The organism is Streptomyces sp. bgisy100 (assembly GCF_057709105.1).
Genome location: NZ_JBYITE010000038.1, coordinates 54,562 through 69,654 on the forward strand (window position 1 = coordinate 54,562; position 15,093 = coordinate 69,654).

12 protein-coding genes are annotated in these 15,093 nt (G+C 72.3%); 9 read left to right on the forward strand and 3 right to left on the reverse strand.

Annotated elements, in window-relative coordinates:
* Positions 1 to 53: 53 nt before the first annotated feature.
* A complete protein-coding gene (locus AC3EQ1_RS23020) occupies positions 54 to 515 on the reverse strand; it encodes a metallopeptidase family protein (RefSeq protein WP_388859402.1) in 462 nt (153 codons plus the stop codon).
* A 239-nt stretch (positions 516 to 754) separates the two neighbouring features.
* On the opposite strand from AC3EQ1_RS23020, the gene AC3EQ1_RS23025 reads away from it, so the two are divergent.
* The 6 genes from AC3EQ1_RS23025 to AC3EQ1_RS23050 all read left to right on the forward strand — a co-directional run bounded on the left by AC3EQ1_RS23025 (position 755) and on the right by AC3EQ1_RS23050 (position 7,031).
* Positions 755 to 1,207 (forward strand): DUF3499 domain-containing protein, encoded by a 453-nt coding sequence (locus AC3EQ1_RS23025; protein ID WP_388859399.1) that lies wholly within the window; start codon positions 755 to 757, stop codon positions 1,205 to 1,207.
* A gap of 282 nt (positions 1,208 to 1,489) precedes the next feature.
* Positions 1,490 to 2,848 (forward strand): phosphomannomutase/phosphoglucomutase, encoded by a 1,359-nt coding sequence (locus AC3EQ1_RS23030; RefSeq protein ID WP_432096236.1) that lies wholly within the window; start codon positions 1,490 to 1,492, stop codon positions 2,846 to 2,848.
* A gap of 413 nt (positions 2,849 to 3,261) precedes the next feature.
* Positions 3,262 to 3,459, forward strand: a complete 198-nt coding sequence (locus AC3EQ1_RS23035) for a Trm112 family protein (RefSeq protein WP_351513408.1) — start codon at positions 3,262 to 3,264, stop codon at positions 3,457 to 3,459.
* A 56-nt stretch (positions 3,460 to 3,515) separates the two neighbouring features.
* The gene (locus AC3EQ1_RS23040) at positions 3,516 to 4,694 is read left to right on the forward strand and encodes an SIS domain-containing protein (RefSeq protein ID WP_432096237.1); all 1,179 of its coding nucleotides are present in this window, start codon (positions 3,516 to 3,518) and stop codon (positions 4,692 to 4,694) included.
* Positions 4,695 to 4,772: 78 nt separating this feature from the next.
* Complete coding sequence (gene manA, locus AC3EQ1_RS23045) at positions 4,773 to 5,975, forward strand: mannose-6-phosphate isomerase, class I (protein WP_432096238.1); 1,203 nt, start codon at positions 4,773 to 4,775, stop codon at positions 5,973 to 5,975.
* Positions 5,976 to 6,062: 87 nt separating this feature from the next.
* The gene (locus tag AC3EQ1_RS23050; protein ID WP_432096239.1) at positions 6,063 to 7,031 is read left to right on the forward strand and encodes a cation diffusion facilitator family transporter; all 969 of its coding nucleotides are present in this window, start codon (positions 6,063 to 6,065) and stop codon (positions 7,029 to 7,031) included.
* A 323-nt stretch (positions 7,032 to 7,354) separates the two neighbouring features.
* Here the strand turns inward: AC3EQ1_RS23050 and AC3EQ1_RS23055 are convergent, their stop codons facing one another.
* A complete protein-coding gene (locus AC3EQ1_RS23055) occupies positions 7,355 to 9,823 on the reverse strand; it encodes a fructose-specific PTS transporter subunit EIIC (protein WP_432096240.1) in 2,469 nt (822 codons plus the stop codon).
* Between the two features lie 375 nt (positions 9,824 to 10,198).
* Here AC3EQ1_RS23055 and ahcY point away from each other — a divergent pair, with 375 nt between their 5' ends.
* Entirely contained in the window at positions 10,199 to 11,656 is a 1,458-nt protein-coding gene (gene ahcY, locus AC3EQ1_RS23060) for an adenosylhomocysteinase (RefSeq protein ID WP_432096241.1), read from the forward strand.
* 66 nt (positions 11,657 to 11,722) lie between these two features.
* Entirely contained in the window at positions 11,723 to 12,337 is a 615-nt protein-coding gene (locus AC3EQ1_RS23065; RefSeq protein ID WP_432096242.1) for a hypothetical protein, read from the forward strand.
* A gap of 198 nt (positions 12,338 to 12,535) precedes the next feature.
* Here AC3EQ1_RS23065 and AC3EQ1_RS23070 read toward each other — a convergent pair whose 3' ends face one another.
* A complete protein-coding gene (locus AC3EQ1_RS23070; protein WP_432096243.1) occupies positions 12,536 to 13,678 on the reverse strand; it encodes an RDD family protein in 1,143 nt (380 codons plus the stop codon).
* A gap of 186 nt (positions 13,679 to 13,864) precedes the next feature.
* Here AC3EQ1_RS23070 and AC3EQ1_RS23075 point away from each other — a divergent pair, with 186 nt between their 5' ends.
* Complete coding sequence (locus AC3EQ1_RS23075) at positions 13,865 to 14,872, forward strand: stage II sporulation protein M (protein WP_432096244.1); 1,008 nt, start codon at positions 13,865 to 13,867, stop codon at positions 14,870 to 14,872.
* Positions 14,873 to 15,093: the final 221 nt, after the last annotated feature.

Here is a 15,093-nt window from a genome sequence, read left to right on the forward strand (position 1 = left end):
GGAGGCGGCCGTCACCTCTCGGTCCGCGGAGGCCGGGGGCCGGCCGTCGCGGCTCAGTCCTGCCCGTACCGCGGATCCACGGACTCCGGTGCCAGCCCCAGCAGTTCGGCGACCTGTTCGACCACGACCTCGTGGACCAGGAGGGCGCGGTCGTCCCGCCCCTTGGTGCGGATCTCGACCGGACGGCGGTAGATCACGATCCGCGCCGGGCGGTCCCCCTGCGCGGCGACCATCCGGCCCAGCGGCACCGTCCCGTCGTCCCAGGTGCCCGTCCCCGGGGGCTCGGCACCGCCCGGCGGGGGCACCTCGCGGACGAGGAACTCGACGTCGGACAGCTGGGGCCACCGCCGCTCCAGCCGGTCCACGGAGTCGTGCACCAGGTCGACGAAGGTGTCGGCCCGGCTGACCGACAGCGGCACCTGAGGGGGTGCGATCGGCCCGCGCATGCCGCGGCCGTGGCGGTCACGGCGTCGTGGTCGCGGCTCGGACGGGCGGGGAGGTACGGGGTTGTCCATCACATCCGAGGGTAGCCGTCCCGTCGCACCCGGCACGCGCTGACGGATCCGCCGCACGGCATGTCGGTACATGAGTGTTCCAGCCATGGTTGCGCCCGTTTCAGCACACTCCTGCCATCGGTGATCGCGAGATGAATGCCACTATTTGGCCCCAGTGGTGACGGTGATCGTCGTCACCGGCCTGCCGCACCCCGGCCCTCCGCGCAGGTCAGAATGGGTGTCCGCAGGTCAGGCCCCGCGTGTCGGCGGGAACGACACGGCGGGGTGAGCTCGGGGAGAGTCGTCGCGGCCCGCTCAAGAGTGCGGTACCGTCCAACGTCGTGAGCCCTGTACGTCGCTGTTCGCGCACCGCGTGCGGCCGCCCCGCCGTCGCGACGCTGACGTACGTCTACGCGGACTCGACCGCGGTCCTCGGGCCGCTCGCCACCTACGCCGAGCCGCACTGCTACGACCTCTGCGCCGAGCACTCCGAGCGGCTGACCGCCCCCCGTGGCTGGGAAGTCGTCCGGCTCGCCGTCGACACCGGTCCCGCCCGCCCCAGCAGTGACGACCTCGAAGCGCTGGCCAACGCCGTGCGCGAGGCCGCCCGCCCGCAGGAGCGCGCGGCGGGAGGCGGTGGCGGCAGGGGGACGGAGCCCATGGAGGTCGCCCGGCGGGGCCACCTCCGCGTCCTGCGGTCGCCGGACTCCTGACGCCCGCGGGTGCCCCGGCGGATCTCCGCTCGGGGGCCCACGCCCCCTCCTGAACCCGTGCCCACCCGGGCCGGGTGCCCCCGCCGCGGCGCGGCGGCCCCGGAGCCCGCGGCGCAGCAGTCCCGAAGCATGACGGGGCCTGCGCCCCGCTCCGTTCCCCGTCCCCGCCCCGCTCCTCCTCGGGTCGGTGGTTCCGTCCTGCCCGACTTGTCACCTCGTCCGGGTACTGTGCTGTCACGAGGTCGCCAGCAGGGGCAGGACCGACTCCAGGAGGCGTACAAGGTGCCCGACTTGTCGCAGATCGTGAAGGCCTACGACGTGCGCGGTGTGGTCCCCGACCAGTGGGACGAGCCGCTCGCCGAACTCTTCGGCGCCGCCTTCGCCCAGGTGACCGGCGCGGACGCGATCGTCGTCGGCCATGACATGCGGCCCTCCTCGCCCGGCCTGTCGCGGGCGTTCGCGCGCGGCGCCGCGGCCCGCGGCGTGGACGTGACCGAGATCGGCCTCTGCTCCACCGATCAGTTGTACTTCGCCAGTGGCCAACTCGGCATGCCCGGTGCGATGTTCACCGCCAGCCACAACCCGGCCCAGTACAACGGGATCAAGATGTGCCGGGCCGGCGCCGCCCCGGTCGGCCAGGACAGCGGGCTCTCCGAGATCCGCGCCCTCGTCGAGGAGTGGGCGGACTCCGCGCCCCCGGCCGCCGCCCCGTCGCCCGGTGAGATCACTCAGCGGGACGTCCTCGAGGACTACGCCGCCCACCTGCGTTCGCTCGTGGACCTCACCGCGATCCGCCCGCTGAAGGCCGTGGTGGACGCGGGCAACGGCATGGGCGGCCACACGGTGCCCACCGTCCTCGCCGGCCTGCCCATCGAGGTCGTCCCGATGTACTTCGAGCTGGACGGGACCTTCCCGAACCACGAGGCCAACCCGCTCGACCCGAAGAACATCGTCGACCTCCAGGACAAGGTCCGGGAGACCGGCGCCGACATCGGCCTCGCCTTCGACGGCGACGCCGACCGCTGCTTCGTCGTCGACCAGAACGGCGACCCCGTCAGCCCCTCCGCGATCACCGCCCTGGTCGCCGCCCGGGAGCTGGCCAAGCACGGCGGCGGCACGGTGATCCACAACCTGATCACCTCCTGGTCCGTCCCCGAGGTCGTCAAGGAGGAGGGCGGCACGCCCGTCCGGACCCGGGTGGGGCACTCCTTCATCAAGGAGGAGATGGCCCGCACCGGCGCGATCTTCGGCGGCGAGCACTCAGCCCACTACTACTTCCGCGACTTCTGGAACGCCGACACCGGCATGCTGGCCGCTCTGCACGTGCTCGCCGCGCTCGGCGGCCAGTCCGGCCCGCTGTCCGCGCTGGTGGAGCAGTACGACCGCTACGCCGCCTCCGGAGAGATCAACAGCACCGTCGCCGACCAGGCGGGGCGCGCGGCGGCCGTCAAGACGGCGTTCGAGGGCCGGGAGGGGGCCGTGCTCGACGAGCTCGACGGGCTGACGGTCACCACGCCGGACTGGTGGTTCAACCTCCGGGCCTCCAACACCGAACCGCTGCTCCGGCTCAATGTCGAGGCCCGCGACACGGAGACCGCCGACCGGATCCGCGACGAGGTCCTCGCCATCGTCCGCGCCTGACCGGCCGCCGCGCCCCGGCCCGGCCGTGGGGCCCGACGCGTCCTGTCCGGGCCGGTGCCCTCGTGCGGGCCGGTGCCCCCGTGCAGGTCCGTGCTCCCGTGCAGGCCGTGCTCCGGTCCGGGCCCGTGCTCCCGTCCCACAGCGGGCCGACGCCCGTTGCGTCCCGGGCAGTGGGGCGCCCACGGCCACGAGGACCCGACGCGTCCACGCGGCCCGGTCGGCCGGTACCGCCCGGCCGACCCGCGCGGCCGGCCGACCCGCGCGGCCGACCGGCCCGACCGGCCGACCGGCCCGACCGGCCGACCGGCCCGACCGGCCGACGGGGCCGCGCTCCGGGGCGGCCCGGCGGTACCCTGGCCGGGCCGAACCACCTTCCTTCCCGGGGGAGGAAGGCCCATCCGAAGGGACAGCCCATGCCGCTCGAAGCCGGTCTCCTGGAGATCCTCGCCTGCCCGGCGTGCCACGCTCCGCTCCGCGACGACACCTCCGCCGCGGACACCGGGACCGACGCCGGCGAGCTGGTGTGCACCGGAGCCGGCTGCGGCCTGGCCTACCCGGTGCGCGACGGCATCCCCGTCCTGCTGGTCGACGAGGCCCGCCGCCCGGCCTGAGCGCGGGACCGGGCCCGGCCATGACAGCCCACCGGTGATCGGAGGCTCCGTACACGATGCTCGACGAGTCACTGCTCGACACGGCCGAATCCCTGGCCCGGGCCGACACCCTCGGTCTCCTGCGCGGCGCGGCCGAGTCGGGCGCCCGGGTCCGCACCGCCGCCCGCGCGGCCGTCGAGGCCGGGCTGGCGAACCTCAAACCGGACGGTCGGCCGCGGGCGCTGCTCGTGGCCGGCCCCGGCCCCACCACCGGCTGCATCGCCGAACTGCTCACCGCGCTCGACGGCGGCAACGTTCCGGTCAGCCACATCCGGCCGTACGGCGCGCTGGCCGACCCCGGAGCCCTGCTGTGGACCCTGCCCGGCTGGGTCGGTCCGATGGACCTGCTGCTCGTGGTCACCACCGACGGCACGGAACCCGGCCTCTCCGCACTCATCGAGCAGGCCTACCGGCGGGGCTGCTCGATCGTGACGATCACCCCGCCGAACTCGCCGCTCACCGAGGACGCGGGCGGCCGGCACGGGCTGGTGGTGCCCCTCGCACCCGCGTCGCCGTACGAGGAGGTCCCCGAGGACCAGCCGCTGCCGACGCCCCGGCTGCGGCCCGCCCCCACCGCCGAGCTCCCCGGCACCCTCTGGGCGCTGCTGACCCCGCTGCTGGTGCTGGCCGACCGGATCGGCCTCTTCTCCGTCCCGCCGCCCGTCGTCCAGGCGGTCGCCGACCGGCTGGACCGGGTCGCCGAACGGTGCGGACCCGCCATCGCCACCTACGGCAACCCGGCCAAGACACTGGCCGCCGAGCTCGCGGACGCCCTTCCGCTGCTGTGGAGCGACGGCCTCGTCGCCGGGGCCGCCGGGCAGCACTTCGCCCGGGTGCTGACCTCCGTCGCCGGCCGCCCCGCGCTCGCCGCCGCGCTGCCCGAGGCGCTGACGGCGCACGGCACCCTGCTCTCCGGCGCCTTCGCCGCCGGCGCCGATCCGGACGACTTCTTCCGCGACCGCGTGGAGGACCCGCAGGCACTGCACGCGCGCGTGGTGCTGCTCCGCGAACAGAGCACACCCCCCTCCCACTCACCGGTCCCCGCCGCCCGCGAACTGGCCCTGAGCCACGACACCCCCGTCAGCGAGGTCGAACCGTCCCTCGGCGGCCACTCCGTGGAGGTACTGGCGGAACTGCTCGCCGTCTCGGATTTCGCCGCTGTTTACCTGGCGCTCGCTTCCGGAGAGAGAACATGAGCGGTCAGCGCTCGTAGCGCGGTCACAGCCGCCGCGAGCACCGGCTCACCCCTCGTCCGCACAGTCAGGATCAGCCGCATGGACCGCCTCACCAACACCGTGCGCCCCTACGCCTGGGGCTCCACCACCGCCATCCCGCAGCTCCTCGGCACCGAGCCGACCGGTGAGCCGCAGGCCGAGCTGTGGATGGGCGCACACCCCGGCGACTCCTCCCGCGTCGACCGCGGCTCCGGCCCGGTCGCGCTCTCCGAGCTGATCGACGCCGACCCCGAGGGCGAGCTGGGCAAGGTCGCGGCCGACCGCTTCGGTCCGCGGCTGCCGTTCCTGCTGAAGATCCTCGCCGCGGGTTCGCCGCTGTCCCTCCAGGTCCACCCCGACCTGCCGCAGGCGAAGGCGGGGTTCGCCGACGAGGAGGACCGCGGGGTCCCGATCGAGGCGCCGCACCGCAACTACAAGGACGCCAACCACAAGCCCGAACTGATCTGCGCGCTCACGCCGTTCGAGGGGGTCTGCGGCTTCCGTCCCCCGGCCGAGGCCGCCGATCTGCTCGCGAGCCTGGAGGTGGACTCCCTCGAGCCGTACGTCGACATCCTGCGCGCGGAACCGGAAGGCGACGCCCTGCGCGAGGTGCTCACCGCCGTGCTCACCGCGGAGCGGGACGCCATGGCCGAGACCGTGGCGCGCGCCGCGAAGGCCGCCGAACGGCTCGCCGGGCACGACGGACCGTGGCAGGACGACTACGCCGCCTACACCTTCCTCGCACGGCACTACCCCGGGGATCCGGGCGTGATCGCCGCCATGCTGCTCAACCACGTACGGCTGCAGCCGGGCGAGGCGCTCTTCCTCGGGGCCGGCGTACCGCACGCCTACCTCGACGGCCTCGGCGTCGAGATCATGGCCAACTCCGACAACGTCCTGCGCTGCGGCCTCACCCCGAAGCACGTGGACGTTCCCGAACTCCTGCGCGTGGTCCGCTTCGAGCCGACCGCGCCGGGCGTACTCCGCCCCGAGACCGTCGGCGGCGACGGTGCGGAGGGGACGTACCGTACGCCGATCGACGAGTTCCGGCTCTCCCGCATCGAACCGGCCGAGGGCGACGGGCCGCTGCGTCTCGGCACCGGCACCCCGGACATCCTGCTCTGCACCCACGGCACCGTCCGGCTGCGGTCCGCAGCGGAGGAACTGCTGCTCACACCGGGCGAGTCGGCGTTCGTCCCGGCTGCCGAGGAGGTCACGGTCTCCGGGGACGGAACGGTCTTCCGGGCCACCGTGGCGGTCTGAGGAGACGGCTGTCGGCCGGGCTGCAACAATGTCCGCCGGTAAAGGGGGAGCAAAGCTCCCGGTCGACGGAAGGGACACTCGGCACTCATGAGTGCATCAGGCGGAACCAAGGCGATCGTCGCCGCCCTCGGGGCCAACCTGGCCATCGCCGCAGCCAAGTTCGTGGCGTTCGCCTTCAGTGGCTCGTCGTCGATGCTGGCCGAAGGCGTGCACTCGCTCGCCGACTCCGGTAACCAGGGGCTGTTGCTGGTCGGCGGCAAGAAGGCCAAGCGCGAAGCCACGGCCGAGCACCCCTTCGGCTACGGCCGCGAGCGGTACATCTACAGCTTCCTCGTGTCGATCGTGCTCTTCTCGGTCGGTGGCATGTTCGCCCTCTACGAGGGCTACGAGAAGATCAAGCACCCGCACGAGATCGAGGACTGGTACTGGCCCATCGGCGTCCTCGTCTTCGCGATCATCGCGGAGGGCTTCTCGTTCCGCACCGCCATCAAGGAGTCCAACGAGCTGCGCGGCAAGCAGTCGTGGACCGACTTCGTGCGCCGCGCCAAGGCGCCGGAGCTGCCGGTCGTCCTGCTGGAGGACCTCGGCGCGCTCGTGGGCCTGGTCCTCGCGCTCGTCGGTGTCGCCCTGGCCATCACCACCGGCAACGGCATCTGGGACGGCATCGGCACCCTCTGCATCGGCGCACTGCTGATCCTGATCGCTCTGGTCCTGGCGGCGGAGACCAAGTCGCTGCTGCTCGGCGAGTCGGCCGGCGCGGACGATGTGGCGAAGATCCGCGAGGCGGTCGTCGACGGTACGGGTGTCACCCGCCTCATCCACATGCGCACCCTGCACCTGGGCCCGGAGGAGCTGCTCGTCGCCGCCAAGGTCGGGGTTCCGCAGGACAGCAGCGGCGCCCAGGTCGCGGAGGCGATCAACGCGGCCGAGGCCCGGATCCGGGAGGCCGTGCCGATCGCCCGGGTGATCTACCTGGAGCCGGACATCTACAGCGAGACCGCGGCGGCAGCGGGCCCCGACCCGACGAAGACGCCGGGCGGCGCGGGGGCGCACTGACACCCCGGGACCGCCGATATCCGGGCGGGGACCGCACCGGGGAAGGCCCGGGGCGGCTGACACCGGGGGCTGCTGCCACCCGGTGCGTTCCATCGGCCCGGGCCCCGGCTGCGGTTTCGCGCCGGCCGGGGGTTCGGCCGCGGCCCTGAGCGGCCCAGACCTCGGCCCGGCCCCGACTCTGCCGGGGACGGCGCAAGCAGTACATGACGTCGGCAGTACAAGCAGTACACGACGCCGGCAGTACATGAGCACATGAGCAGCACCGCTAAGGCCCTCACCCCACCGGTGGGGGCCTTGGCGATGCACGGACTACTGGACCTCGTTCACCGGATCTCGCCCAGGACCCGCATGATCGCCGCCGTGTCCGGTGCCGCCGTCAGCCGCTCCCGGAACGTGGTGTCCATCAGCTTTCGGGAGAGCAGCGCCAGAATGCGCAGATGCTCGTCGCCCGCCGCGGCCTCGGGCACGGAGATCATGAAGAGGAGCCGGGCCCGGGTGCCGTCGAGCGAACCCCACTCGATGCCCTCGGCCGAGCGGGCGAAGCCGACGACCGGAGCCGTCACCGCGTCCGTCTTGGCGTGCGGAATGGCGATCTCCTCGCCGAGACCCGTCGTCCCCTGGTCCTCACGGGCGAGCGCGGCCCGTATCAGGCCCTCCTCGTCGGTGACCTTGCCGGTTGCGGTGAGCATCCGCGCCAGTTCGCGGATCGCCTCCGCCTTGCTGCTGGCGGAGAGCTCCTCCCGCACGGTCTGCTCGCTCAGGTAGCCGGACAGCACCACCGGGTCCTTCGTGCCGGCGTCCGCTGCCCCGGTGTCCTCCGCTCCGGTGTCTTCCGTCCGGGTGTCTTCCGCCCCGGCGTCCGCTGCCCCCGTGTCCTCCGCCCCGGCGTCCGTCACCGCGTCCTGCGCTCCGGGGGCCTCCGCGCCGGCGCCGGGCCGGAGGCCTCGCGCCGGGCCGGCACCGGGCGCCGTGTCTGCCTCCGTGTTCGGCGCCGCGTCGGTTTTCGCGTCGGTTTTCGCAGCGGACTTCGCGTTGGTCTCCGTGCGGGGCTCGGCCCCCGGCGCCGGTGCCGGCACGGTCTCCCGCCCGGCTTCAGCACTCTCCCCGCCGACCGATTGCGTACCCGATCCCGTGCTCAGTCCTGCTCCCGCTCGCGCGCCCAGCTCCGTACCCGATCCCGTGCTCAGTCCTGCTCCCGCTCCCGTGCCCAGCTCCGTACCCGACCCCGGACCGAGCCCCGTACCCGCTCCCGCGCCGACCCCGGCGAGGACGGGCTCGGCCGTGCGCACCGCGGACGGCGCCGGGGCCGCCTCGCTCACGGCCGGGCCCCGGCTGCCGAGGGCCATCAGGGTGACGGTCGTGAGCGCCGTCGCCACCGTGCCGACGACCACGGCCAGGAAGAACATCGGGACACCGCCGACGGCCCCGAGCACCGCCACGATCGGCCCGCCGTGCGGCACGCTGTCCGTGACCGCCGCGAGCCCCGCCAGAGCCCCGGCCAGAGCGCCGCCGAGCATGTTCGCCGGAATGACCCGGGCGGGCCGTGCCGCGGCGAACGGGATCGCCCCCTCGGTGATCCCGAAGAAGCCCATGAACAGTGCCGCCAGTCCGGTCTCGCGCTCCTGCTCGCTGAAGAGCTTCCGGCGCAGCAGCGTGGCCAGCCCCTGGCCCAGCGGAGGCACCGGGATGGCCGCGGCACATATGCCCATGATCTCGGGGTTCTTCGACACCAGCCCGGCGCCGAACAGGAAGGCGGTCTTGTTGACCGGTCCGCCCATGTCGAACGCGATCATGAGGCCGAGGATGATGCCCAGCAGCGCCGCACTGGTACCGGTGAGGCTGCCCAGCAGACCGGTGAGGTTCTCGAAGACCCAGGAGATGGGCCGCCCGATCACATAGATGAAGAAGAGGCCGAGCGCCGTGGTCGCGACGATCGGGATCACGATGATCGGCATGATGGGCTGGACGAACTTCGGCACGCGGGCCTTCTTGATCCACGCCACCAGGTACCCGGCGAGGAAGCCGGTGACGATCGCGCCGATGAACCCCGCGCCCGACTTGGAGTCGTACAGCTCACCGGTATTGGCGATCCAGCCGCCGATCATGCCGGGCACCAGCGCCGGACGGTCGCCGATGGCGTAGGCGATGTAGCCGGAGAGGATCGGGATCATCAGTGTGAAGCCGATCACACCGATGTCGTTCACATGCTTCCAGAACGTCCCGTCCGGGATGACCAGTCCGCCGTCCGCCTGCGGAGTGCCGCCGAGGGCGAGCGAGACCGCGATCAGCAGACCGCCCACGACGACGAACGGAATCATGTAACTGACCCCGTTCATCAGGGCCTTGTACGCGAGGCTGCGCTCCTTGCCGCCGCCGCTGTCGCCGGCCGTCGCCCCCGCCGGGCCGGTGCCCGCGGCACCACCGCCGTCACCCTGCTGGAGGGGTGCGTCCAGCACCCGCTCGATGAGCCGCTCGGGGTGGTGGATCCCCTCGGCCACCCCGACGACCAGGACCCTTTTGCCGGCGAACCGGCCGCGGTCGACGTCCTTGTCCGCCGCGATGATGATGCCGTCCGCTTCGTTGACATCGTTGTCGGAGAAGGCGTTCTCGACCCCGATGGAGCCCTGGGTCTCCACCTTCATCCGGTGACCGAGGCTCTCCGCGGCGCGGGCCAGCTTCTCGGCAGCCATGTAGGTATGGGCTATGCCGGTCGGACAGGCCGTCACCGCGAGCAGTTTGAGGCCCTGCCCGCTCCCTCCGGTGGCCTTCAGCGGGTCGGCTGAACTGGTCACGTGGTTCTCCTTACCGGTCTTGCGCGCGAGTCGTGCAAGTGTTCTCGGGCGGGCCGCATCCCGCAACACCCTGGGACCGGAACCACATCCCGCGACGGCCGGATCAGAAGTCGGCAGCCTCCAGGACCAATCGGCGCAAGGCAGGCACAGATCGTCACCCCCGGGCCGGAGGCGGGCTGGGGTCCGCTGTGCTGATCGGTGTAGGTTCGTGCCCAGACAGACGTCGCTGCTGATGGCGGTCGGGCGGTCCGTGTCGTGGGCCGACCGAGGGAGAGAGGGCCTCCGACGGACTGCGCTGCGGCCCGGGGGACCAGTGTGTCCACCGCCGCAGAACAGCCGTGTCCACTCGCACTCGATTTCACGAGGAGCAGCCGCATGACCACTGCAGCCACCGGCCAGGACTTCAAGGTCGCCGACCTGTCCCTGGCCGCCTTCGGCCGCAAGGAGATCACCCTCGCCGAGCACGAGATGCCCGGTCTGATGGCGATCCGCGACGAGTACGCCGCCTCCCGGCCCCTCGCCGGCGCCCGCATCACCGGCTCGCTGCACATGACCGTGCAGACCGCCGTGCTGATCGAGACCCTGGTAGCCCTCGGCGCCGAGGTCCGCTGGGCCTCCTGCAACATCTTCTCGACCCAGGACCACGCCGCCGCCGCCATCGCGGTCGGTCCGGACGGAACCCCCGAGAACCCGCAGGGTGTCCCGGTCTTCGCCTGGAAGGGCGAAACCCTCGAAGAGTACTGGTGGTGCACGGAGCAGGCGCTGACCTGGCCGAACACCCCCACCGGCGGGCCGAACATGATCCTCGACGACGGCGGCGACGCGACGCTCCTGGTCCACAAGGGCGTCGAGTACGAGAAGGCCGGTGCGGCACCGGACCCGTCCACCGCCGACAGCGACGAGTTCCGCATCATCCTGCAGCTGCTGAACCGCACCCTGGGTGAGAGCCCGCAGAAGTGGACCCAGCTGGCGTCCGAGATCCGCGGTGTCACCGAGGAGACCACGACCGGCGTCCACCGCCTGTACGAGATGCACCAGGCCGGCTCGCTCCTCTTCCCGGCCATCAACGTCAACGACGCCGTCACCAAGTCGAAGTTCGACAACAAGTACGGCTGCCGCCACTCGCTCGTCGACGGCATCAACCGCGCCACCGACGTCCTCATCGGCGGCAAGGTCGCGGTCGTCTGCGGCTACGGCGACGTCGGCAAGGGCTGCGCGGAGTCCCTGCGCGGCCAGGGCGCCCGTGTGATCGTCACCGAGATCGACCCCATCTGCGCCCTGCAGGCCGCCATGGACGGCTACCAGGTCGCGACCCTCGACGACGTCGTCGAGACGGCCGACATCTTCATCACCACGACCGGCAACAAGGACATCATCATGGCCACCGACATGGCCAAGATGAAGCACCAGGCCATCGTCGGGAACATCGGCCACTTCGACAACGAGATCGACATGGCCGGTCTCGCGGCGATCCCCGGCATCGTCAAGGACGAGGTCAAGCCGCAGGTCCACACCTGGACCTTCGCCGAGGGCAAGAAGATCATCGTGCTCTCGGAGGGCCGTCTGCTCAACCTGGGCAACGCCACCGGTCACCCGTCGTTCGTGATGTCCAACTCCTTCGCGAACCAGACCATCGCCCAGATCGAGCTGTTCACCAAGCCCGAGTCGTACCCGACCGACGTCTACGTGCTCCCCAAGCACCTGGACGAGAAGGTCGCCCGGCTCCACCTCGACGCGCTCGGCGTGAAGCTCACGACGCTGCGCCCGGAGCAGGCGTCCTACATCGGCGTCCCGGTCGAGGGCCCGTACAAGCCCGACCACTACCGCTACTGACAGTACCCAGCCGATGAGCCCGGGCCCCCGCCATCCGCGGGGGCCCGGCCCGTCAAGGACCTCACCATGCCCCGCGGCCGCTACTCCCTCCACGACCCCCACGACCGCACCCCCCTCGGCGAAGAACACTTCCACTGCGCCACCGGCCCCTCCGGCTGGCGCTACGTCTCGCAGATCACCGCCCCTTCCGGCGATCACTCCGGCTCGGTCGACCTGACCACCGACGAACTCGGCCGTCCCATCCGCCTCGAACTGCACGCCGGCGGCTGGCAGGTCCGGGGTGCCGCCCTCGAAGGCGTCACCTGGGTCCGTACCGATCCCGCCGGAGAGCACGCCACCGAGGGCAATGTCCGCGCCCATGCCTTCACCGGTGCCTCCCCCGCCTTTCTCGTGGCCACGGCCCGGCTGCTGCGCCTGGAACCCGGCGGCCCCGCCACCCGCGTCCGTCTCGTCGCCCTGACCGACCCCGTCCTGGCCCCCCGCACGCTCGACCAGTCCTGGGCCTTGCTGCAGAGCGAAGCACACGCCACTGACAGCGGCCCCCTGACCGTGGACGCGTACCAGGTCACGGACCTGGACACGGGGGAGCAGCAAGCCGTGCACATCGCCGGCGACGTGGTTCTGGGCGCCCCCGGCATCGAGCTCGAGGACCTCGAAAGCCCGCCGTCGTCCTTCGGCTGACACGGCACACGGGCCACGGCGCGACGGCACAGCACCGGCCCACCACGACGCGACCACCGGGCATCGACATCCGGTATCGACCACCCGGCCCCGGCTACCGGGGTTCGACCACCGGGCCTGGACCACCGGGCCCCGGCTACCGGGGTTCGACCACCGGGCTCCGACGAACCTCAGTCCGGCCCAGCCGGCGCCACGGCGTCAGGCAGGCGGCACGAACCCCGTCCGAACCGTGGCGGCAGCACCCTCCGGCTCCGCGGAGACCGGGGAGACCGCCCCCACCCCCGCCCCCGTCACCGGAACGGCCCCGCCCACATCCGGACGCCCCGGCGCCGCAGACAGCGGACCGGCCGGAGCGTCCGCCACCGCAGGCTCCCCGGCGAAGTCCTCCGGAGCCCCCATGACCGGAGCGGGTACGCCACTGCCCGCCCCGGCTCCGTAGCCGCCGGAACCGTGCCGGCCGTGCCAACCGGAGGTGTCGCCATCGGAACCGTCACCACCGTGACCATCGGAACCACGCCCGCCATGCCCCTCGGAGCCGAGCCCGCCGTGACCAGGGGCGACGGGCTCCCCGGCACGCCCGGCACTCCCCGGCACCCCTCCGAACACCCGCTGGGCATCCCGCGCCTGCCGCTCGCCCACGACGCCCGCCAGATAGGCCTGGGGCGGCACCCCCTCCGGCACCGGGGTCCCCGTACAGGCCGCCACATCGCCCGCCAGCTGCTGCGCCAGTGCCCAGCCGACCTGCGGATCCAGCTGCTCCGTCCGTGACAGGTACTGCCGCACCGCCAGCCACAGCCCCTCCGGAACGCGCGACAGATCGAGCGCCCCGAACTGCCCCGCAAGCCAGGGCGGGGGCGGCGGTATCCGCACCGGTTGCGGCGCCGGTATGCGCTCCCGTACGACCAGCGTCCCCGCGAAGACATCGCCCAGCCTCCGCCCCCGGGCGGACACCAAGGAGGCGATCACCGCGATCACCCCGAAGGTCAGCAGGATCTCGGCCACGCCCATCGCGCCACGGACCAGGGCGTGCCGGAACCGGATCGGCCCTCCGTCGTCCCGCACCACCCGCAGCCCGCACGCCATCTTTCCCAGCGACCGCCCGTGGCTCAGCGTCTCGACCGCAATCGGCACTCCGACCAGGACGAGAAGGAACGTCGCCACCGAAACGGCCGCTCCGGCCGCCGTGTCCAGCGACGCCGTAGCGGCGGCCAGGCCCAGTGACACCGCGATGTAGACGGTGAAGACCACCATCAGGTCGAGTACGACCGCCAGCGTGCGGCTCGGCAGCTTCGCGGGCCGCAGCCCCAGTACGACCGCCTCGCCGGTCACGAGCTCACTCATACGCGGTGTCCTCCCTCTCCACGGGCCGCTCCCGCTGTCGCCCTGCCCCTGGACGCCCGTACGAACAGTCTGCCCGCTCTGCCGCCGGCCGCCTCCGTCTGCCAAGCTGATCGCCACCCCTGACCGCCCCTGCCGGCCTGCACCGGGTGGGGGAGGGGACCGACGCCGCCGGAGGAGCAGCGCTTCATGGACCTCGATGTGTTCGTCGCCGCCCACCGAGCCGAGTGGACGCGGCTGGACGAGCTGCTGCGCCGACGGCGCCGGCTGACCGGGGCGGAGGCGGATGAACTCGTCGCCCTCTACCAGCGCACTGCCACCCACCTCTCCCTCGTCCAGTCGAGTGCCCCCGACCCACAGCTGATCGGTCGGCTCACCCAACTCGTCGCCGGTGCCCGCAGCGCCGTCACCGGGGCCCGCAAGGCGAGCTGGCGGGACGCCACCCGCTTCCTGGCGGCCGGCTTCCCCGCGGCGCTGTACCGGACGCGCCGGTGGTGGACCACCACCGCGGTGCTCTCCCTGGTCCTGGCGGCCGTGGTCGGCTGGTGGATCGGCACGCACCCGGAGGTGCAGTCGTCGATCGCCGCTCCCGACGAGCTGCGCGAGCTCACCCGCCCGGGAGGCCAGTACGAGACGTACTACTCCAGCCACGCCGCGACGTCCTTCGCCGCCCAGGTCTGGACGAACAACGCCCAGGTCGCCGCCGTCTGTCTGGTCCTCGGCGCGTTCCTCGGCATCCCGGTGCTCTGGGTGATCCTGCAGAACATGCTGAACCTCGGCATCGGCATCGGACTGATGTCCTCCGTGGGACGGCTCGACACGTTCCTGGGCCTGATCCTGCCGCACGGCCTGCTGGAGCTCACCGCCGTATTCGTGGCGGCCGGTACGGGGCTGCGGCTCGGCTGGACCGTCATCGACCCGGGCCCCCGCTCCCGACGGTCCGCGCTCGCCCGGGAGGGGCGGGCGGCAATCGGTATGGCGATCGGCCTCGCCGTCGTCCTTTTCGTGTCCGGCGCGATCGAGGGGTTCGTGACGCCCTCCGGCTTGCCTCCGTGGGCCCGCATCGGCATCGGCGTCGCGGCCGAGGCGGCCTTTCTGGTGTACGTGTTCGTGGTGGGCCGGAGGGCGGCACGCGCCGGTGAGACCGGCGATGTCGCCGAGAGCGACCGCAGTGCTGAACTCCCGGCAGCGGCGTGATGTGCGGAGGACGTCCACGAGGTGCTAGTGTCCAGGTCTCCCCACCGGACCCGTTGACACGGCATGGGCGGGGAGGTAGAGTCTAACGGTTGCCCGAACTGGACAGGTTCGGACGTCAACCTTTAGAATCACTGCACTCCCACTCCGGGGAATTGATCCTCGAACGGAGTGCGTCCGAAATTCATCGGGAACGTCAAGCCGATTAGGTCGGCCGAAACGAG